General features: G+C 66.0%; 15 protein-coding genes. 8 read left to right on the forward strand and 7 right to left on the reverse strand.

All coding sequences use genetic code 11. The annotated features are described in order from the left end of the window. The 8 genes from V8324_RS06150 (at position 1) to V8324_RS06185 (ending at position 8,069) form a co-directional block, all read left to right on the forward strand. The gene (locus V8324_RS06150) at positions 1-1,095 is read left to right on the forward strand and encodes an ABC transporter ATP-binding protein (protein ID WP_336419048.1); all 1,095 of its coding nucleotides are present in this window, start codon (positions 1-3) and stop codon (positions 1,093-1,095) included. Then, positions 1,095-1,967: a carbohydrate ABC transporter permease gene (locus tag V8324_RS06155; protein ID WP_336419049.1), complete on the forward strand. Its 873-nt coding sequence runs from the start codon at positions 1,095-1,097 to the stop codon at positions 1,965-1,967. Before V8324_RS06150 ends, V8324_RS06155 begins: the two co-directional genes overlap by 1 nt. Beyond that, positions 1,967-2,791 carry a carbohydrate ABC transporter permease gene (locus V8324_RS06160; protein ID WP_336419050.1) on the forward strand — a complete coding sequence of 275 codons (825 nt, stop codon included), beginning with the start codon at positions 1,967-1,969 and terminating at the stop codon, positions 2,789-2,791. The genes V8324_RS06155 and V8324_RS06160 overlap by 1 nt, the downstream gene beginning before the upstream one ends. Further along, entirely contained in the window at positions 2,791-3,231 is a 441-nt protein-coding gene (locus tag V8324_RS06165; RefSeq protein ID WP_336419051.1) for a hypothetical protein, read from the forward strand. The genes V8324_RS06160 and V8324_RS06165 overlap by 1 nt, the downstream gene beginning before the upstream one ends. Continuing rightward, positions 3,231-3,503 carry a DUF2160 domain-containing protein gene (locus tag V8324_RS06170; RefSeq protein ID WP_336419052.1) on the forward strand — a complete coding sequence of 91 codons (273 nt, stop codon included), beginning with the start codon at positions 3,231-3,233 and terminating at the stop codon, positions 3,501-3,503. Before V8324_RS06165 ends, V8324_RS06170 begins: the two co-directional genes overlap by 1 nt. 82 nt (positions 3,504-3,585) lie before the next feature. Beyond that, entirely contained in the window at positions 3,586-5,292 is a 1,707-nt protein-coding gene (locus tag V8324_RS06175; RefSeq protein WP_336419053.1) for an ABC transporter substrate-binding protein, read from the forward strand. A gap of 100 nt (positions 5,293-5,392) precedes the next feature. Continuing rightward, the gene (gene glpK, locus V8324_RS06180; RefSeq protein ID WP_336419054.1) at positions 5,393-6,904 is read left to right on the forward strand and encodes a glycerol kinase GlpK; all 1,512 of its coding nucleotides are present in this window, start codon (positions 5,393-5,395) and stop codon (positions 6,902-6,904) included. Between the two features lie 40 nt (positions 6,905-6,944). Beyond that, positions 6,945-8,069, forward strand: a complete 1,125-nt coding sequence (locus V8324_RS06185) for a glycosyltransferase (protein WP_336419055.1) — start codon at positions 6,945-6,947, stop codon at positions 8,067-8,069. Between the two features lie 2 nt (positions 8,070-8,071). Here the strand turns inward: V8324_RS06185 and V8324_RS06190 are convergent, their stop codons facing one another. From V8324_RS06190 to V8324_RS06220, 7 genes are all read right to left on the reverse strand, one after another. Next, positions 8,072-9,802: a CAP domain-containing protein gene (locus V8324_RS06190; protein WP_336419056.1), complete on the reverse strand. Its 1,731-nt coding sequence runs from the start codon at positions 9,800-9,802 to the stop codon at positions 8,072-8,074. Between the two features lie 196 nt (positions 9,803-9,998). Continuing rightward, positions 9,999-10,166 carry a 50S ribosomal protein L33 gene (rpmG, locus tag V8324_RS06195; RefSeq protein WP_005856346.1) on the reverse strand — a complete coding sequence of 56 codons (168 nt, stop codon included), beginning with the start codon at positions 10,164-10,166 and terminating at the stop codon, positions 9,999-10,001. A 129-nt stretch (positions 10,167-10,295) separates the two neighbouring features. After that, complete coding sequence (locus V8324_RS06200; RefSeq protein WP_336419057.1) at positions 10,296-10,907, reverse strand: cell wall hydrolase; 612 nt, start codon at positions 10,905-10,907, stop codon at positions 10,296-10,298. A gap of 160 nt (positions 10,908-11,067) precedes the next feature. Then, positions 11,068-13,614, reverse strand: coding sequence for a putative PEP-binding protein (locus V8324_RS06205; RefSeq protein ID WP_336419058.1), 2,547 nt, complete (start codon positions 13,612-13,614; stop codon positions 11,068-11,070). Between the two features lie 149 nt (positions 13,615-13,763). Continuing rightward, positions 13,764-16,016, reverse strand: coding sequence for a glycine--tRNA ligase subunit beta (gene glyS, locus V8324_RS06210; protein WP_336419059.1), 2,253 nt, complete (start codon positions 16,014-16,016; stop codon positions 13,764-13,766). Positions 16,017-16,020: 4 nt separating this feature from the next. Beyond that, on the reverse strand, positions 16,021-16,545 hold the full coding sequence (locus V8324_RS06215; protein ID WP_336419060.1) for a DUF6446 family protein: 525 nt from the start codon (positions 16,543-16,545) through the stop codon (positions 16,021-16,023). Further along, positions 16,545-17,474, reverse strand: coding sequence for a glycine--tRNA ligase subunit alpha (locus V8324_RS06220; protein ID WP_336419061.1), 930 nt, complete (start codon positions 17,472-17,474; stop codon positions 16,545-16,547). The genes V8324_RS06215 and V8324_RS06220 overlap by 1 nt, the downstream gene beginning before the upstream one ends. Positions 17,475-17,621 lie beyond the last annotated feature (147 nt).

The raw sequence follows: 17,621 nt of genomic DNA on the forward strand, positions 1-17,621 counted from the left end.
ATGGCAAAGATCACGCTCGACAATCTCGCGCATAGCTACCTGCCCGCGCCGAAGGGCCCCGAAGACTGGGCGCTGAAGGAGATGGACCATGTCTGGGGCGATGGCGAGGCCTATGCCCTGCTGGGCGCGTCGGGCTGTGGCAAGTCCACGCTGCTCAACATCATCTCGGGGCTGGTGCAGCCGTCGCAGGGGCGCATCCTCTTCGACGATCAGGACGTGACCGGGCAGGGCACCGCGGCGCGCAATATCGCGCAGGTCTTCCAGTTCCCGGTGGTCTACGACACCATGACGGTGCGCGACAACCTTGCCTTTCCTCTGCGCAATCGCGGCGCATCCGCGCAATACGTGGCCGAGCGGGTGCAGACCATCGCCAAGATGATCGACATGCAGGAGACGCTCGACCGCAAGGCGCGCGGCCTGACCGCGGATGCCAAGCAGAAGATCAGCCTTGGCCGCGGCATGGTACGTGAGGATGTCAACGCGCTGCTGTTCGACGAGCCGCTGACGGTGATCGACCCGCACATGAAGTGGGAGTTGCGCACGCAGTTGAAGGCGCTGCATCACGAGTTCGGGCACACGATGATCTACGTCACACACGACCAGACCGAGGCGCTGACCTTCGCCGACAAGGTCGTGGTGATGCATGACGGGCGCGTGGTGCAGGTGGGCACGCCGGTCGAGCTGTTCGAGCGCCCGGCGCATACCTTCGTGGGCTACTTCATCGGCAGCCCGGGGATGAACCTTCTGGATGCGCAGGTTGAGGGCGACCGCGCCATCGTGGATGGCACCGAGATCCCGCTGGGCGCGGATTACGGTCGGCCCAAAGGCCGCGTGCAGATCGGCGTGCGGCCCGAATTCGTGCGCATGGCAACAGGCGACACCGGCCTGCCGGTCCGGTTGAGCCGCGTCGAGGATGTGGGCCGCCACAAGATCGTGCGCTGCGACCATGACGGCACGCAGATCAACCTGATCGCGGGCGAAGGCGCCGAGGTTCCGGCAGAGCTGTCGCGGCTGATCTTCGCGCCCGAGGCGGTGAATGTCTATTCCGACGACTGGCGCGTCGTGCCGGGAACCCGCAAAGAGGAGGCCGCGTGATGGAAAAGACCGTCAATCAGAAGGCATGGCTGCTTGTGCTGCCGGTTCTGGTGCTGGTCGCGTTTTCCGCGATCATCCCGCTGATGACCGTGGTCAACTACTCGGTGCAGGACACGTTCGGCCAGAACCAGTTCTTCTGGGCCGGGCTGGACTGGTTCCGCGACATGCTGTCGTCGCAGCGGATGTGGGACGCGCTGGCGCGGCAGACGGCGTTCTCGCTGATCATCCTCGCGATCGAGGTGCCGCTGGGCATCCTCGTGGCGCTCAACATGCCCAAGCGCGGGATCTCGGCCACGGTTTGCCTCGTGCTGATCTCGCTGCCGCTGCTGATCCCGTGGAACGTGGTGGGCACGATCTGGCAGATCTTTGGGCGCGTCGATATCGGGCTTCTGGGCTACACGCTCGACCTGCTGGGGATCGAGTACAACTACACGCAAGGCTACTACTCGGCGTGGAGCACGCTGATCGTGATGGATGTGTGGCACTGGACGTCGCTGGTCGCGCTGCTGTCCTATGCCGGGCTGCAATCGATCCCCGACGCCTATTACCAGGCGGCCAAGATCGACCAGGCCAGTCGCTGGGCGGTCTTTCGCTACATCGAACTGCCGAAGATGACCGGAGTGCTGACCATCGCGATCCTGCTGCGCTTCATGGACAGCTTCAAGATCTATACCGAGCCCTTCGTGGTCACCGGCGGCGGGCCCGGCAACGCCACGACCTTCCTGTCGATCGACCTGGTGAAGATGGCATTGGGGCAGTTCGACCTCGGCCCTGCCGCGGCGTTCTCGATCATGTATTTCCTCGTGATCCTCGCGGTCTCTTGGGTGTTCTACACGGTGATGACCAACCTCGACAAACGGGAGGGCAAGTGATGGCCGACACCGCGACCGCCCGCCGCCTGCCGCGCGTCAACGTGGTGATGGTGCTGTACCTTCTGTTCATGCTGGTGCCGATCTACTGGCTGGTGAACATGAGCCTGAAGACCAACAACGAGATTCTGAGCTCGTTCTCGCTTTGGCCGCAGGACCTGACCTTCGCCAACTACATGACGATCCTGACCGATGCGTCGTGGTACATGGGTTATGTCAACTCGATCATCTACGTGACGATGAACACCGTTATCTCGGTCGCGGTGGCACTGCCGGCGGCCTATGCGTTCAGCCGCTACCAGTTCGTCGGCGACAAGCACCTGTTCTTCTGGCTGCTGACCAACCGGATGGCGCCGCCGGCGGTCTTCGCGCTGCCGTTCTTCCAGCTATACTCGTCGGTCGGGCTGTTCGACACGCATATCGCGGTGGCCCTCGCGCACACGCTGTTTAATGTGCCGCTGGCGGTGTGGATCCTCGAAGGGTTCATGCGCGGCGTCCCCAAGGAGATCGACGAGACCGCCTATATCGACGGCTACAGCTTTCCGCGGTTCTTCGTGAAGATCTTCATGCCGCTGATCGCCTCGGGCGTTGGGGTGGCGGCGTTCTTTTGCTTCATGTTCAGTTGGGTCGAGTTGCTGCTGTCGCGCACGTTGACCAGCGTGGATGCCAAGCCGATCGCGGCCACCATGACCCGCACCGTCGGCGCCAGCGGCGTGGACTGGGGCGTGCTGGCGGCGGCCGGCGTGCTGACCATCCTGCCGGGGGCGTTGGTGATCTATTTCGTGCGCAACTACATCGCCAAGGGCTTCGCCCTGGGGAGGGTGTGATGAGGGCTTATGCGCCTTTTGTAACATGTACTATGCTGCTGATTCCTGGTGCTGTCTTTGCCTACGACGACACCGCAATCATTGAGCGTTGCGATGCAGAATGGGGAACAGATTACTCCATGGTGCAGTATTGCCGCGATCAACAAAGATCGGCTGGAAAAACTTTCGATCGCCTCAAATCTCAGGCTGACACTGACGAAACCGTCGCAACCATCCTCGCGCAGTGCGAAGGCGAATGGCATACTGACTACGCCATGGTGATTTACTGTTTCGAACAGCAATCATCTGCGCTGCGATCTCTGTCCATTTTAGCCGAAGACATTCCTCCAAGTGTTCACGAACAGATATCATCGCATTGCTCTAACGAATGGGGCAACGACTTCTCGATGGTCGCCTATTGCGTGGAGCAGCAAAATAACGCGTGGAGGGGAATGCAGTAATGGCTTGGATGGCATGGACATGGCCGACGGCGGTCTTCTTTCTGGTGATCGCGGCGTTGCTGGCGACCTTCACGGTGCTCGCGGTCAAGTACCCGGAGACGCCCCGCAAGGGCATCCTGCAGATCGAGACGACGCGCGGCGATCGTCTTTTCATCACGCTTTTGGGCTCGGCCTTCATCAACCTGGTGTGGCTGGGCTTCGAGGTCGCGCCGCAGCCCTACGCGCTGCTGGCCTGTCTGGTCTATGCAGCAGCGGTATTCCGCTGGGTCTAGGCCGGGCCGCATGACAATCCGTGCGGCCCCGTGCCGGGCCGCGCGGCACTAGGAACCGTTCAACAAACCTTGGGAGGACATGATGAACAAGACCCTGACATCCACGACCGCGCTGGCGACGGCGCTGGCCCTGGCGGGCCCGCCGGCCTTCGCCGACATGGAGGCCGCGCGCGGTTTCCTCGACGAGGGTATAGAGCGCTCGGCGCTGAGCCGCGAGGCGCAGGAGGCCGAGATGCAATGGTTCGTCGATGCCGCCGAGCCCTACCAGGGCATGGAGATCAACGTGGTCTCGGAGACCATCGCGACGCATGAATACGAAAGCCAGGTGCTGGCGCCGGCCTTTACCGCGATCACCGGGATCGAGGTCACGCATGACCTGATCGGCGAGGGCGACGTCGTCGAACGCCTGCAGACGCAGATGCAGACCGGCGAGAACGTCTATGACATGTATGTCAACGACGCCGACCTGATCGGCACCCACTGGCGCTACCAGCAGGCGCGCAACCTGACCGACTGGATGGCGGGCGAGGGCGCCGCCGTCACCAGCCCGACGCTCGATCTCGGGGATTTCATCGGCACGGACTCGGCGACCGGGCCGGATGGCAAGCTCTACCAGCTTCCGGTGCAGCAATTCGCCAACCTCTACTGGTTCCGCCACGACTGGTTCACCGATCCCGAGATCATGGCCGAGTTCGAGGGGGAATACGGCTACGAGTTGGGCGTGCCGGTCAACTGGTCGGCCTACGAGGACATCGCCGCGTTCTTCACCGGGCGCGAGATCGACGGGCAGAACATCTATGGCAACATGGATTACGGGCGCCGTCACCCAAGCCTCGGCTGGCGCTTCACCGATGCCTGGATGTCGATGGCCGGCATGGGCGACAAGGGCCTGCCCAATGGCGTGCCGGTCGACGAATGGGGTATCCGCGTCAACGACGACTACCAGCCGGTGGGCTCGTGCATGGCGCGCGGCGGCGCCACCAACAGCCCCGCGGCGGTCTATGCCATCGACAAGTATGTCGAGTGGCTGGAAAATTACGCCCCGCCCTCGGCCCCCGGCATGACCTTCTCCGAGGCCGGCCCGGTGCCCGGTCAGGGCGCGATCGCGCAGCAGATGTTCATGTACACCACCTTCGTCGCTTCGCTCGTCAATCCGGAACTGCCGGTCATGAACGAGGACGGCACGCCGAAATGGCGTCTCGCGCCCAGCCCGCACGGTGCCTACTGGCAAGAGGGCATGAAGGTCGGCTACCAGGACGTGGGCTCTGCCACGCTGATGAAGTCCACGCCGGTGGACCGGGCGCAGGCCGCCTGGCTTTACGCCCAGTTCATCACCTCGAAGACGGTGGACGTGGAGAAGTCGCATTACGGTCTGACCTTCATCCGCGACAGCACCCTCGAGCATGAAAGCTTCACCGAACGCGCGCCGCGTCTGGGCGGGCTGGTGGAATTCTACCGCTCTCCGGCGCGCGAGAACTGGACCGACACGGGCTTCAACGTGCCGGATTACCCGCGTCTCGCGCAGCTGTGGTGGCAGAATATCGGTGACGCATCCTCTGGCGCCAAGACCCCGAAAGAGGCGCTCGACGCGCTGTGCGAACAGCAGGAAGAGGTGATGGCACGGCTTGAGCGTGCCGGCGTGCAGGGCGAGATCGGGCCGAACCTCAACGAAGAGCGGGATCCCGACTACTGGCTGGGTCAGCCGGGCGCACCCAAGCCCGCGCTCGACAACGAAGACCCCGAGCCGGTCACCATCGCCTATGACGAGCTGATCAAGTCCTGGCAGTGACCGGGATCGGCACCGGACGGCACATGCGATCCGGGGTTGCGCCAACCGTCATCGCCGGGGACTGCCCGGCGATGACGTGCTACCCGAAAGGGACCGGAAGATGACCCATATCCTCGCCATCGACCAGGGCACAACCTCGACCCGGGCGATCCTCTTCGACGCCGCGATGCAAGTCGTCGCCTCGGCGCAGGAAGAGTTCGACCAGCATTACCCGCAATCGGGCTGGGTCGAGCATGACCCCAACGTGCTGTGGTCCACCACCGCCGGCACCTGCCGCGCGGTGATCGAGAAGGCCGGTCTGAGCAGCGCCGACGTCGCCGCCATCGGCATCACCAACCAGCGCGAGACGACCGTGGTCTGGGACCGTCATACCGGGCGGCCCGTCCACCGCGCCATCGTCTGGCAGGACCGGCGCACGCATGCCTTCTGCAGCGAATTGCACGAGGCGGGGCACGAGCCGATGGTCGCCGACCGCACCGGGCTGCTGATCGACCCGTATTTCTCGGGTACCAAGCTGCGCTGGATCCTTCGCAACGTCGAGGGCGCGCGCGCCCGCGCCGAGGCCGGCGATCTGCTGTTCGGCACCGTCGACACTTATCTCATCTGGAAACTGACCGGTGGCGCCGTGCATGCCACCGATGCGACCAATGCCGCGCGCACGCTGCTTTACGACATCCGCAAGGGACGCTGGAGCAGCACGATGTGCGAGCTGCTCGACATACCCATGCGCATGTTGCCCGAGGTGCGCGACAGTGCGGATACGTATGGTCATGCCCGCGCCGACCTTTTCGGCCGAGAGATCCCCATTCGCGGCGTGGCCGGTGACCAGCAGTCGGCGACGGTGGGGCAGGCCTGTTTCGATCCGGGGATGCTGAAATCCACCTACGGGACGGGGTGTTTCGCCCTGCTCAACACGGGGGCCACGCCGGTCGTGTCGCAAAACCGCCTGCTGACGACGATCGCCTACCAGATCGACGGCAAGCCGACCTACGCGCTCGAAGGGTCGATCTTCGTAGCAGGGGCGGTGGTGCAATGGCTGCGCGACGGGCTGCGCATGATCCGCCATGCCAGCGAGACGCAGCCCCTGGCCGAAAAGGCCGACCCGCATCAGGAGGTTGTGCTGGTGCCCGCCTTCACCGGGCTGGGCGCGCCCTATTGGCGCCCCGAATGCCGCGGCGCGATCTTTGGCCTGACGCGCAATTCGCGCCCCGAGGAGTTCGCCCGCGCGGCGCTGGAAAGCGTGGGATTCCAGACGCGCGATCTGTTGCAGGCGATGCGCGATGACTGGGCGGCGCACGAGCAAAGCATTGGCGGGCAGCACAGCGAGGTGGCGACCCTGCGCGTGGATGGCGGAATGAGCGTGTCGGACTGGACGATGCAGTTCCTCGCCGACATCATCGACGCGCCGGTGGATCGCCCGCAGGTGCTCGAGACCACGGCGCTCGGGGCGGCGTGGCTGGCGGGGATGCAGATCGGGCTTTACCCCGGACAGCGAGAGTTTGCCGAGACATGGAAGCTCGAGCGTCAGTTCCTGCCGTGCATGCCTGAGGCCGAGCGCCGCGCCAAGGTCGATGCCTGGACGCGGGCGATCAACGCGACGCTGGCCTTCTGAGCCGCGCGTGACGGGGCGTGCTGCATCTAGGGAGGGAATCATGTCGGATCCGGCGAGCGTGATCGTGCCCGCGCGCGACGAGGCGGCGACCATCGGAGATGTGGTCGCTCGATTGCAGGAGATGTCCGGGATCGGCGAGGTCGTAGTGATCGACAACGCCTCCGGCGATGCAACGGCCGCGCGGGCCGCCGAAGCCGGCGCGCGGGTGGTGTCCGAGGCGCTCCGCGGCATGGGCCAGGCGGTGCGCACCGGTGTCGCCGCCGCCCGGCACGAGTGGGTGATGAAGGTCGACGCCGATCTCGACAAGTTCGACCTGCCGCTGTTTGCGCGCATGCAGGCGGCGCGGACCCCCGGTGTCGGCCTGGTCAAGGGCGCGTGGAACGATCCTGATGACGACATGCCGATGACCCGGCTGCTGGTGCGGCCCGCGCTGGCACGGATGTTTCCGGGGCTGGCACATCTGACCGCGCCGAATTCCGGCATCTACCTGTTCGACAAGTCGCTGATCGCGCATGCCGAGCTTGTGGGTGATTACGCGGTCGATATCGACGTGATGCTGCGCGTCCATGCCGCCGGGGCCGTGGTGACCGAGGTGGATATCGGGCGCATCGTGCATGACGCGCGCGACCCGCAGCATTATGGCGGCATGGCCGAGCAGATCTTCGGGTTCTTCCTTGGCCGTCAGGCGGCCGACCCGATGGGCGAGGTCGTGATCCTCGCACGGTCGGCCGAGGTGGTTATCAGGGGCGCTCTGGGGGTTGCTGCCTGCAAGCTGCGCGCCGGGGCGCGGGTGACCGTCGCGCTGGAAGACGGGCAGGGGGCGCAGGCCTTGGCCGATGCGGTGGCAGGGTATCCGACGGCGCGGATCGTGGATTTTCCGGCTGCGGCCGGGATCCGGCCGGGGCCGCATGCGGCGCGAATGACGCTGATCGCCGAGGCCGGGGCGGCGATGCACCACGCCGAGGCGTTGCGGACGCGGATGGCTGTGGGTCTGCCGGTCGATCTGTGGCAGATGCCCGAGCAGTCGCAGGGTGGTCCGGACGTGACGGTGGATATCTCGCAGGGCATCGAGATCAAGCGCGCGGCGCTGGCGCGGATCGGCGGCACCGGGCCTGTCGCCGCGCGCGAGGGCTTTCTGGACCGGATGCCGGGCGCAGGTGCCTGAGCCTACACGGCGTCCATGTTGCCCAGCAGGATGCCCGTCATCGAGATGTCGAGATCGCTGTCGAGCGCCGCGATGTCGAGGCCGCGAGGGACCGTGACGCTGTCCGTGTCGAGGTCCTGTGCGGTCCAGTCGAGACCGGCATCGAAGAACACCCATTTCGGGGCGTGCGGGCTGTCAAGACCGACGGCATGGCGCAGCACCTCGAGCGCGTCGCCGGCAGTCACGCGGCCGTCGCCGGTAAGGTCGGCCGCGACGAGTGTCCGCGGCTGCACCGGACCGAAGGACGGGGCGAGGCCCACCGCGATCCGCAGCACCTCGAGCGCGTCGCCCGCGGTGATGTCGCCGCCGCCCGCGGGATAGGCGAGGTCCGCGTCGAGATGGCCTGTCGCGCCTTCGGCCAGTCCAAGCTCGAACCGGCCGCCGGATCCTGTCGCATCCCCGAAGGCGGGCCCCGATGCGCCCTCGGGCGTGAACCGCACCGAGGCACCTGCGAGATCGGCGCCCGAGGGGTCGCGCAGATGTCCCGACAGCGCGAGGGGGCCGTCGCCCGGCAAGAGCGGAACAGGATCGAGGATCTCGTCGATCCCGAAATCGCCATCCGAAAAGCGCAGTGACTCGACACCGGTCAGGCTGTTGATGCCCTGGTTCAGGTCGTCGGCCGTCCGCGTGTCGGTGACGATGATCGCCTCGCCGCCGCGCACGATGGTGTAATCGGCGAGCGCGCCGGAAAACCCCGCGACGTCCTGGCCGCCGGCGCCGTAGATGATGTTGTTGCCGCCGCCGGCGATCAGCAGGTTGTCAAGCTCGTTGCCGGTCAGCACGAGGCTGCCGGCACCCAGAAGGCCGCCCTCGGTCACGCCGTCGCCAAGCGTCAGGTCGCCCGAGGATAAAAGCCGCGTGCCGCCCACGAGGTCGATCTTGGCGTTGCGGCCGTCCATGTCCACGGTCGCCGACCGGGTCACGCCGCCCCACGCATAAGTCACTTCGACCAGCGTGGTGCCCGCCGCAAGGGCCATCGCGTAGCCGCCGGCGGGCGCTGTCTGCGCCGTGTTGCCCGCGACCGAGAGGGTGATCGACGCCTCGGATTCGCCCAGCGAATAGAAGCCGTCACCGTCGAGATCACTGTAGGCGACCCCGGTCAGGAAGATGTCGGGGCCGGAGGTGGCGAATTTATGGGTCAGCATCGAGGCATTGAAGTCGGTGCCGGCGTCCGCTCCGGATTGCGGGGTGAACACCCCTTCGACCTGCGCGATGCCGGTTTCGCGGAAGATGTCCTGCAGGATGTTCTCGCGGTGGCCGACGCTTTTGAAGAGGCCCGCGTGATGCGCGAGGATCGCCGCGTCGAGATCGAGCGTGCCGGTCGTGCCGACCCAGGCGAGGTTCTCTCCCGTGGCCCAGGCCCCTGTCAGATCGTAACCCGCGTTTTCCATGCGCGCCTTGGGCGTCGATCCGAAGGGCGCTACCTCGGGCGCTTGATGCGCGAAATAGTCCCGCGCGAGCATGTCGTCGGAATGCCGCCCCGCGGCCAGCGACAGAAGCGGATCGGGGGCCAGCGGCTGCTTGGGATCAGCGGTCAGCGCGGGCGAGGGAACCTTGTCCGCGGGGCCGTCGGGATCGGGATCGTTGAGACCGATGTCGTGGCGCGCGGCCTCCGCGGCCGGATCGAGCCGGGCGCGATTGACCAGCTCGAGAAAGAGCTGTTCGTTCTCTGTAAGGTGCGGGACCGTGGGCATGTCCAACCCGTCAAGCGTGTGCCGTGTTACGGGGCACAGGCTGACGGCAAAGACTTAATCAAACCTGAACGCGGATCGTGCCGCTCGTCGGTGCAGCCCGGGAAATACAAAAAAGTTTACCGGCCGCGAGGTCGGCGCGACCGGGTTCATGACATGCAGAGGTGGGGCAGGGTCCGCAAGCGCGGGGACGGCGATCCTACTTGATCTTGCCTTCCTTGTATTCCACATGCTTTCGCGCGACCGGATCGAATTTCCGGATCGTCATCTTCTCGGTCATCGTGCGGGCGTTCTTCTTGGTCACGTAGAAATGGCCCGTGCCCGCGGTCGAGTTCAATCGAATCTTGATGGTCGTCGGCTTCGCCATTTTTCATCTCCTGCACCGGGCGCTGTGTGCGCCCGTTCGTGTCTGTTCGAACCCGCTTTCTATCGACGCGGGCGTCCGAGTCAACCGCGATCGTCCGATGCGCGCGGGGAATATGCGCGCCGCGCGGTCTCAGTTCCGCGACAGGCGCGTGGGCTTGCGGTAGAAATGATGCACGCCGATCGTCGTGGTCCGTGCGAATACCCGCGACCAGCGCGGGCTGACGGCCTTGGTGTGGTAAAAGGTGGCGCCGTCGGTCAGCCGCCGCGGCGCCCCCTGCACCATCAGGCGCGCGACCGTGTCGACCTGCCGAAAGGCGGCGCGGTTGCCGATGGTTTCGGCCATGCCGTCGCATTTGTAGCTGAACTGGCACTGGTACTTGCGTCCCGTACCCTGCCGGATCACGCCGCAGACCGTGTCGGGATACTCGGCGCTGTCGGCGCGGTTCAGGATGACCTCGGCGACCGCGAACTGCCCCTTGACGCTTTCGCCGCGCGCCTCGAAGTAAAGCGCTTCGGCGAGACAGGCGGATTGTGCATCGCCGCCGCCGACGCTTTGCTGCGAAAGCCAGCCCCGCGAATACTCGACGCCGAGTTCCGGGCGGTTGAGATACGTGGCCATGCGGTCGCCAGAGATCGATCGCAGCGCGCGGGTTTCCTGTTCCATCAAACGGGTAAGTGCAGTGTCGGCCGTCACCGGCCCTGCCAGCAGCGCGAGCAGGGCGCTGGTGAGAATGCGTTTCATCGGTCGTCTCCGTTCTTGCCAGGAAGATGTCCTGAATTCGACGAAAACTCGTAGACAATTGGCGATGCCGCGTCCAGCCGACGGGTCGGCGGACAATTGCTCATGGCGGATGCTTGCCGATGCGGTCCGCGACGGCCCTGCGATCTTGCGCGGTGACCGGTCAGGCGGGGTCGATCGCATCGCGCACGGTCAGTTGCGCGGCGGCAAGCCGCGCCACCGGAACTCGGAACGGCGAGCACGAGACATAGGTGAACCCGACATCCCGGCAGAACGAGATCGATTCGGGGTTGCCGCCATGCTCGCCGCAGATCGACAGGACGATGTCGGGATTGGCGGCGCGGCCACGTTCGGCGCCGATGCGTAACAGCTCTCCGACGCCGTCGATGTCGAGCTGATGGAAGGGGTCCTCGGGGTAGACGCCCTGGTTGACGTATTCCGACATGAAACGCCCGGCATCGTCGCGCGACAGCCCGTAGGTCATCTGCGTCAGATCGTTGGTGCCGAAGCTGAGAAACGAGACAAGCGGGGCGAACTCGCCGGCGCGCAGGCAGGCGCGCGGGGTCTCGACCATGACCCCCAGGCGGTAGGCGAAATCGCGCCCCGTCTCGTTGCGTACCGCCGCCGCCACGGCGTCGATGCGGGTCTTGACCAGTTCCACCTCGCGCCGGGCGCTGACCAGCGGGATCATGATCTCGGGGACCACCGGCGCGCCTTCGCGGCTGGCCTCGAGCGTCGCCTCGAAGATGGCGCGGGCCTGCATGTCGTAGATCTCGGGGACGGTGATGCCAAGGCGGACACCCCGCATGCCCAGCATGGGATTGTACTCGCCAAGCGCCTCGACCCGCCGGGTGACGTCCGACAGCGGCAGGTCCAGCGCCTCGGCCAGTTGCAGGTGCCCCGCGCGGTCGGTGGGCAGGAATTCGTGCAGCGGCGGATCGAACAGGCGGATGCACACCGGCTGGCCCTGCATGATGCGGAAGAGATCGGCGAAATCGGCGCGCTGCATGGGCAGCAGGCGTTCGAGCACCGCGGCGCGGTCGGCACTGGCATCGGCGAAGATCATCTCGCGCATCACCGTCAGGCGGTCATCCTCGAAGAACATGTGCTCGGTCCGGCACAGGCCGATGCCGCGCGCCTTGAAGTTGCGCGCCACCTCTGCATCGGCTGGCGTGTCGGCATTGGCACGCACCGCGATGTCGCGCACATTGTCGGCCCATCCCATCAGCGTCTGGAACGACCCGTCGCGCGCCGCCTCCAGCAGCGGAGTCTCGCCGGCGAGGATCACCCCGCCGGTGCCGTCGATGGTGATCGTGTCGCCGGCGCGGATCACCCGCCCGCCGGGCATGGTCAGTTGGCGGCGGCGCGTCTGGAAGCGGATCTCGGACGCGCCGACCACGCAGGGCAGGCCGATGCCGCGGCCGATCACCGCGGCGTGGCTGGTCATGCCGCCGCGCTCTGTCAGGACGGCGACGGCGGCGTGCATGCCGCGGATGTCCTCGGGGCTGGTCTCGCGCCGCACAAGCACCGCGGGCTCGCCGCGGGCCTGCGCCGCCTGCGCATCGGCGGCGGTGAACACCACCCTTCCCGAGGCGGCACCCGGGCTGGCGGCGATGCCATACGCCAGCACGTCGCGCGGCGCCTCGGGGTCGACCTGCCGGTGCAGAAGCTCGTTGAGCGCGCGTGGCTCCACCCGCATCAGCGCCTCGCCCCGGGTGATGATCCCGTCCTCGGCCAGCGCCACGGCGATGCTGACCGCGGCACGTGCATTGCGCGCCACGCGCAACCCGTCCAGCAGCCAGACCTTGCCGTTCTCGATGGTGAACTCGGCCTGCATGTCCTCGCGCAGCGTGGCGCGCATCAGCTCCGTATGCGCCTTGATCTCGGCAAAGGCCTCGGGCGCCAGTTCTTCGAGCGAGGGCCCGCGCGGATCGCGTTCGAGGTAGAGCGCGTCGGCGCCGCGTTGCAGCGCGTCGCGCCCCTGGCTCTGGCTGAGGTAGCGCCCGATGATCTGGCGCGCGCCGGTCTGGCTGTTGACAAGCTGCATGACGCCCGAGCCGCATTCGCCCTGACCGAGCCCGAGCGCCAGTTCCTGCACCACGAGGCCGAGGCCCGCATCAGCGGGGGCCCCCTTGCCCTGCCTGAGCAGGCGCGCGGTCGTCCCCTCCCACGCGCGCGCCATCGAGCGCAGGACTTCCGTAAGTTGCACGCCGGGATCCTGCGGAAAGGCCTCTTCGGTCTCGGCCTCGTAGGCGCGCAGGGCCTCGCGCAGGCCCTCGACGGGATCCTCGGACACATCGTCGAAGATATCCGGGTCGAGCCGTGCGACATGCGTCGCGTAGGCCTGCACGAAGCGCAGGTAGATCTCGGAGGCCGCGCGGCGGCCGATCTGGTCGGACAGCCGCTCAAATCGGGCGTCGTTGATCCCGATATTTAGCACCGCGCCGGGTCCGCCCCAGTCTGGATCCTCCGAGGACGGGCGCACGCACAAGAGCGGCGCGTCGCCGAACGGCGCCAGAAGCAGTGCCGTGTCGGGCAGGTCGCCGGCGGCGATCCGGTGAACAGCCCGGAACGACAGCGCCACGGTGCGCGGCACCGGCAGGTCGAGCCGCACGAGGCGCTGCAGGCATTTCGCCCGGCCGCCATGGGTGCCGGTCTGCACCGGCGCCGAGGGGGTGATGAGGGTGATGTCTCGGGCGTCTTGCTGCACTGCGGCACCTTTGCTTTGGCCGCAGAATACGCCGCACTGCGCGCATGGCAAGGGAAAGGATCACGCGCCTGTTACATGGAAAACACTGCGGGTTCTCCCCTCGCGCGGTCATCCTGGGGTCGAGCCCGAGGATGACGGGGGTCTTGGGGTCAACCCTCGATGCGCGTGAGGTCGGCGGCCTGCAGGCAGATCGTGCGGATGCGGCTGAGCAGGTTGAGGCGGTTGCGGCGGATCACCGGGCTGTCGACATTGACCTGCACGGCCTCGAAGAACGCATCGGTAGGCGCGCGCAGATCGGCCATGGCGGACATCGCGGCGGCGAAATCTTCCGTTTCCAGCGCCTGCGTGATCTGCGGCTCTGCCCGATCCAGCGCGGAGAACAGCGCCTTTTCCTCGTCGGTCTCGGCAAATTTCACATCCGCGCCGAAGGAATATTCGACGCCGTCCTTCTCCTCGGCCTGCGTCAGGATGTTGTTGGCGCGCTTGAAGCCTTGCAACAGGTTCTCGCCATCCTCGGTCTTCAGGAAATCGGCGAGGGCTGTGGCGCGCTTGACCAGCAGCGTGAGGTCGTCATTGCCCTGCATCGCCAGACAGGCGTCGATCACGTCGTGGCGGATGCCCTCGTCGCGCAAGTGCACCTTGAGACGGTCGTGGAGGAAGGCGAGGAGGTCATTGGATCTCGCAACTTCCCAAGATTGAGGTGGAACACCTGAGCCAAAGCCTTTCGCTAGAAGGTCCGCAGCTTCCAATGATTTCTTGTTGAGTTCTTCGATAGAGGACTCACCCTTAGCAATCCCTATCGCCTCAAGTAATGGGAGTTTGATAGAATCTTGACCAACCTCTACAACTCTGCAAAGCATAGAGGCCATGCTTCGCCTTCCTGCAATCAGGAGGCCATTTTTTAAATCTATCCTAAACCCATTCGCCAGAACCAACCGGATCACCCCCAACGCCGCGCGGCGCAGGGCGTAGGGATCTTTCGATCCGGTGGGTTTCTCGTCGATGGCCCAGAAGCCCGTCAGGGTGTCGATCTTGTCGGCCAGCGCCACGGCCACGGAAACCGGTGCGGACGGGACGGCGTCGCCGGGGCCGAGTGGCTTGTAATGCTCTTCGCAGGCCTCGGGGACGCCGTCGTCATGGCCGGCGGCCTCGGCATAATAGCGGCCCATAAGCCCTTGCAATTCCGGGAATTCGCCGACCATCTCGGATTCAAGATCGGCCTTGCACACGTGCGCGGCCTCGGCGGCGAGGTCCGGCTTGGCGCCGACCATCGGCGCGATCTCGCTTGCCAGCGCCGCGATGCGGGCCACGCGGTCGGCTTGGCTTCCCAGCTTGTTGTGGAAGGTGACATGCGCCAGCCCCTCGGCCATCCCCTCAAGGCCCTTGTCGCGGACCGTGCGCAGGTCGTTCTCCCAGAAGAACTTGGCGTCCGACAGCCTTGCGGCAAGAACCTTCTGGTTGCCCGCGAGGATGGTCGCGCCGTGATCCGGTGGCGCGATGTTGGCGACGGTGACGAAGCGTTCGATGCGGCCACTCTTGGGGTTTCTCACCGAAAAGAACTTCTGGTGTTCGCGCATGCTGGTCTGCAGCACCTCTGGCGGCAGGGCGAGGAACGCGTCGTCGATGGTGCCCATCAGCACCACGGGCCATTCCACCAGACCCGCGACCTCGGCCAGCAGGCCACGATCCTCGACCACCTCGTACCCGCTCGCGAAGGCCTGGTTGGTGGCGTCATGCCAGATCGTTTCGGCCCGCTCCTGCGCGTCGAGCACGACGTAGGCGCGTTTCAGCCGCGCCTGGTAGTCGTCGAAGCCGGTCACGGTAAAGGCATCGGGGGCCATGAAGCGGTGCCCGCGCGTCGTGTTGCCTGCGCGGATGCCGTCGATTTCCAGATCCACGACCTGCGCTTCGCCCGCGTCATCGGTGAGGATGCAGAGGATCGAGTGCAGGGGGCGGACCCACCGCAAGCTGCCGTTGCCCCACCGCATGGATTTGGGCCATGGGAAGTTGCGGATGACCTTCTCAAGCTCCTCGGCCACGATATCTGCCGCCGGGCGGCCGGGACGGGTGAGGGTGGCGTAATAGACCTGCCCCTTCTTCTCGTCGCGGATCTGCAGATCCTCGCGCGAAACCCCGGCGCCGCGCAGGAAGCCCTCGATTGCCTTTTCGGGCGCGTCGACGCGCGGGCCCTTGCGTTCTTCGCGGGTCGTCGGGCTTTCGGCGGGCAGCCCTTCGAGCGCCAGCGCCAGCCGCCGTGGTGTGGCAAAGCTGGCGGCGCCCGCATAGGTCAACCCCGCCTCGACCAGCGCGTCGGTCATCCGCGCGCGCAGATCCACGGCCGCGCGGACCTGCATCCGCGCGGGGATTTCCTCTGAGAAGAGTTCGATCAGCAGATCGGGCATGCGGTCAGTATCCTTCGGGCGGTTCGGGGCAGTCCTCGGGCGCGGGCTGGCCGTCGAACACCACCTCGCCGCAGCGGTTGATCTGGTGCCAGACATAGCCGCGCCCGTCCTCGGTTACGGCGACGATCCGGTCGATGCCGTATTCGATATCCCGTTGCCCGAGGAACGCCTGCGCGCGCTCGTCTTCCAAAGCGGCGCCGATGGCTTCTGCGTCGAAACAGTCGAACCAGAACGGCGCGTTGAGCGGTTCCGCCTCGGGGTAGGGCGCGTAGGTCTCGCGCAGATCCGAAGGCCTCGCATCGGTGGTGAAGCAGGCGCGGTAGCGGATGGGCGAGCTGTCGGCGTCGATGGCCTTGAAATCGTCATGCGGCAGCGGCTCGGGTGTTTGGCTGGCCTGCGCGGTCAGTTGCACGTCGCCGGGGCCGGTCGCCGGCACCTCCTCGTAAAAGTGATAGACCTGCAGGTAATACATCGCCACACCGGCGGTCAGGCCTGCGAGGGCCAGGAATACCGCGAGTATCTTGCCCATCAGGCTGCCTTTCCACCGGCAGCCGTCTGCAGATAGGCGTCGGCGCATTTGCGCGCCAGCGCGCGCACCCGGCCGATATAGGCCTGACGTTCGGTCACCGAGATCACGCCGCGCGCGTCGAGAAGGTTGAAGATGTGGCTCGCCTTGATGCATTGGTCATAGGCGGGATGCGCCATGATGATGCGGTGACCGGTCTTGGGGTCGATATCCTCCTGCGCGAGGATCGCGTCGCATTCCGCCTCGGCCTCTTCGAAGTGCCGCAACAGCACCTCGGTATTGGCGATATCGAAATTCCAGCGCGAATATTCCTCTTCGGTCTGGCGAAAGACATCGCCATAGCTCAGCGGGATCGGTGCGGACGGGTCATTGAAGGGCATGTCCATCACGTGGTCGATGCCCAGAACGTACATCGCCAGACGCTCCAGCCCGTAGGTCAGCTCGCCCGAGACGGGGTGGCAGTCATGACCGCCGACCTGCTGGAAATAGGTGAACTGCGACACCTCCATGCCGTCGCACCAGACCTCCCATCCCAGACCCCAGGCGCCCAAAGTGGGGCTTTCCCAGTCATCCTCGACGAAGCGGATGTCGTGATGCGCCATGTCGATGCCGATCTCTTGCAGGCTGCCGAGATAGAGGTCCTGCAGGTCGGGCGGCGAGGGTTTGATCAGCACCTGGTACTGGTAGTAATGCTGCAGCCGGTTGGGGTTCTCGCCGTAGCGCCCGTCGGTCGGGCGGCGCGAGGGCTGCACATAGGCCGCCGCCCAGGCGCGCGGGCCGAGGCTGCGCAGCGTCGTGGCGGGGTGGAAGGTGCCCGCGCCGACCTCCATGTCGTAGGGCTGCATGATGGCGCAGCCCTGCCGCGCCCAGTAGGTCTGAAGCCGCAGGATGACCTCCTGGAAGCTGCGCGGTTTGTCTGCGTCTTGCGTCATGCGATATCCTCGGGGCCAACCCTGAACGTACCGCCTTGCTCTAGGCGTCCCGCGCGGGAGGGTCAATCGCGTCTCGGGCGGGCAACGGGGCGCGGGAATCGCGGCCGAGGCGGAATTGGGGATGCATCGCCCGGGAACTTTGCTAAA

Source organism: Roseovarius sp. D22-M7, assembly GCF_037083785.1.
Taxonomy (GTDB): domain Bacteria; phylum Pseudomonadota; class Alphaproteobacteria; order Rhodobacterales; family Rhodobacteraceae; genus Roseovarius.

What these genes read in the sequence shown, in the direction of transcription:
- V8324_RS06170 (WP_336419052.1), top strand. Translation starts at nt 3,231, where the DNA reads ATGGCTTGGATGGCATGGACATGGCCGACGGCGGTCTTCTTTCTGGTG.
- V8324_RS06155 (WP_336419049.1), top strand. Translation starts at nt 1,095, where the DNA reads ATGGAAAAGACCGTCAATCAGAAGGCATGGCTGCTTGTGCTGCCGGTT.
- V8324_RS06200 (WP_336419057.1), bottom strand. Translation starts at nt 10,907, where the DNA reads ATGAAACGCATTCTCACCAGCGCCCTGCTCGCGCTGCTGGCAGGGCCG.
- V8324_RS06150 (WP_336419048.1), top strand. Translation starts at nt 1, where the DNA reads ATGGCAAAGATCACGCTCGACAATCTCGCGCATAGCTACCTGCCCGCG.
- V8324_RS06185 (WP_336419055.1), top strand. Translation starts at nt 6,945, where the DNA reads ATGTCGGATCCGGCGAGCGTGATCGTGCCCGCGCGCGACGAGGCGGCG.
- V8324_RS06190 (WP_336419056.1), bottom strand. Translation starts at nt 9,802, where the DNA reads ATGCCCACGGTCCCGCACCTTACAGAGAACGAACAGCTCTTTCTCGAG.
- V8324_RS06160 (WP_336419050.1), top strand. Translation starts at nt 1,967, where the DNA reads ATGGCCGACACCGCGACCGCCCGCCGCCTGCCGCGCGTCAACGTGGTG.
- glpK (WP_336419054.1), top strand. Translation starts at nt 5,393, where the DNA reads ATGACCCATATCCTCGCCATCGACCAGGGCACAACCTCGACCCGGGCG.
- V8324_RS06220 (WP_336419061.1), bottom strand. Translation starts at nt 17,474, where the DNA reads ATGACGCAAGACGCAGACAAACCGCGCAGCTTCCAGGAGGTCATCCTG.
- V8324_RS06175 (WP_336419053.1), top strand. Translation starts at nt 3,586, where the DNA reads ATGAACAAGACCCTGACATCCACGACCGCGCTGGCGACGGCGCTGGCC.
- glyS (WP_336419059.1), bottom strand. Translation starts at nt 16,016, where the DNA reads ATGCCCGATCTGCTGATCGAACTCTTCTCAGAGGAAATCCCCGCGCGG.
- rpmG (WP_005856346.1), bottom strand. Translation starts at nt 10,166, where the DNA reads ATGGCGAAGCCGACGACCATCAAGATTCGATTGAACTCGACCGCGGGC.
- V8324_RS06165 (WP_336419051.1), top strand. Translation starts at nt 2,791, where the DNA reads ATGAGGGCTTATGCGCCTTTTGTAACATGTACTATGCTGCTGATTCCT.
- V8324_RS06215 (WP_336419060.1), bottom strand. Translation starts at nt 16,545, where the DNA reads ATGGGCAAGATACTCGCGGTATTCCTGGCCCTCGCAGGCCTGACCGCC.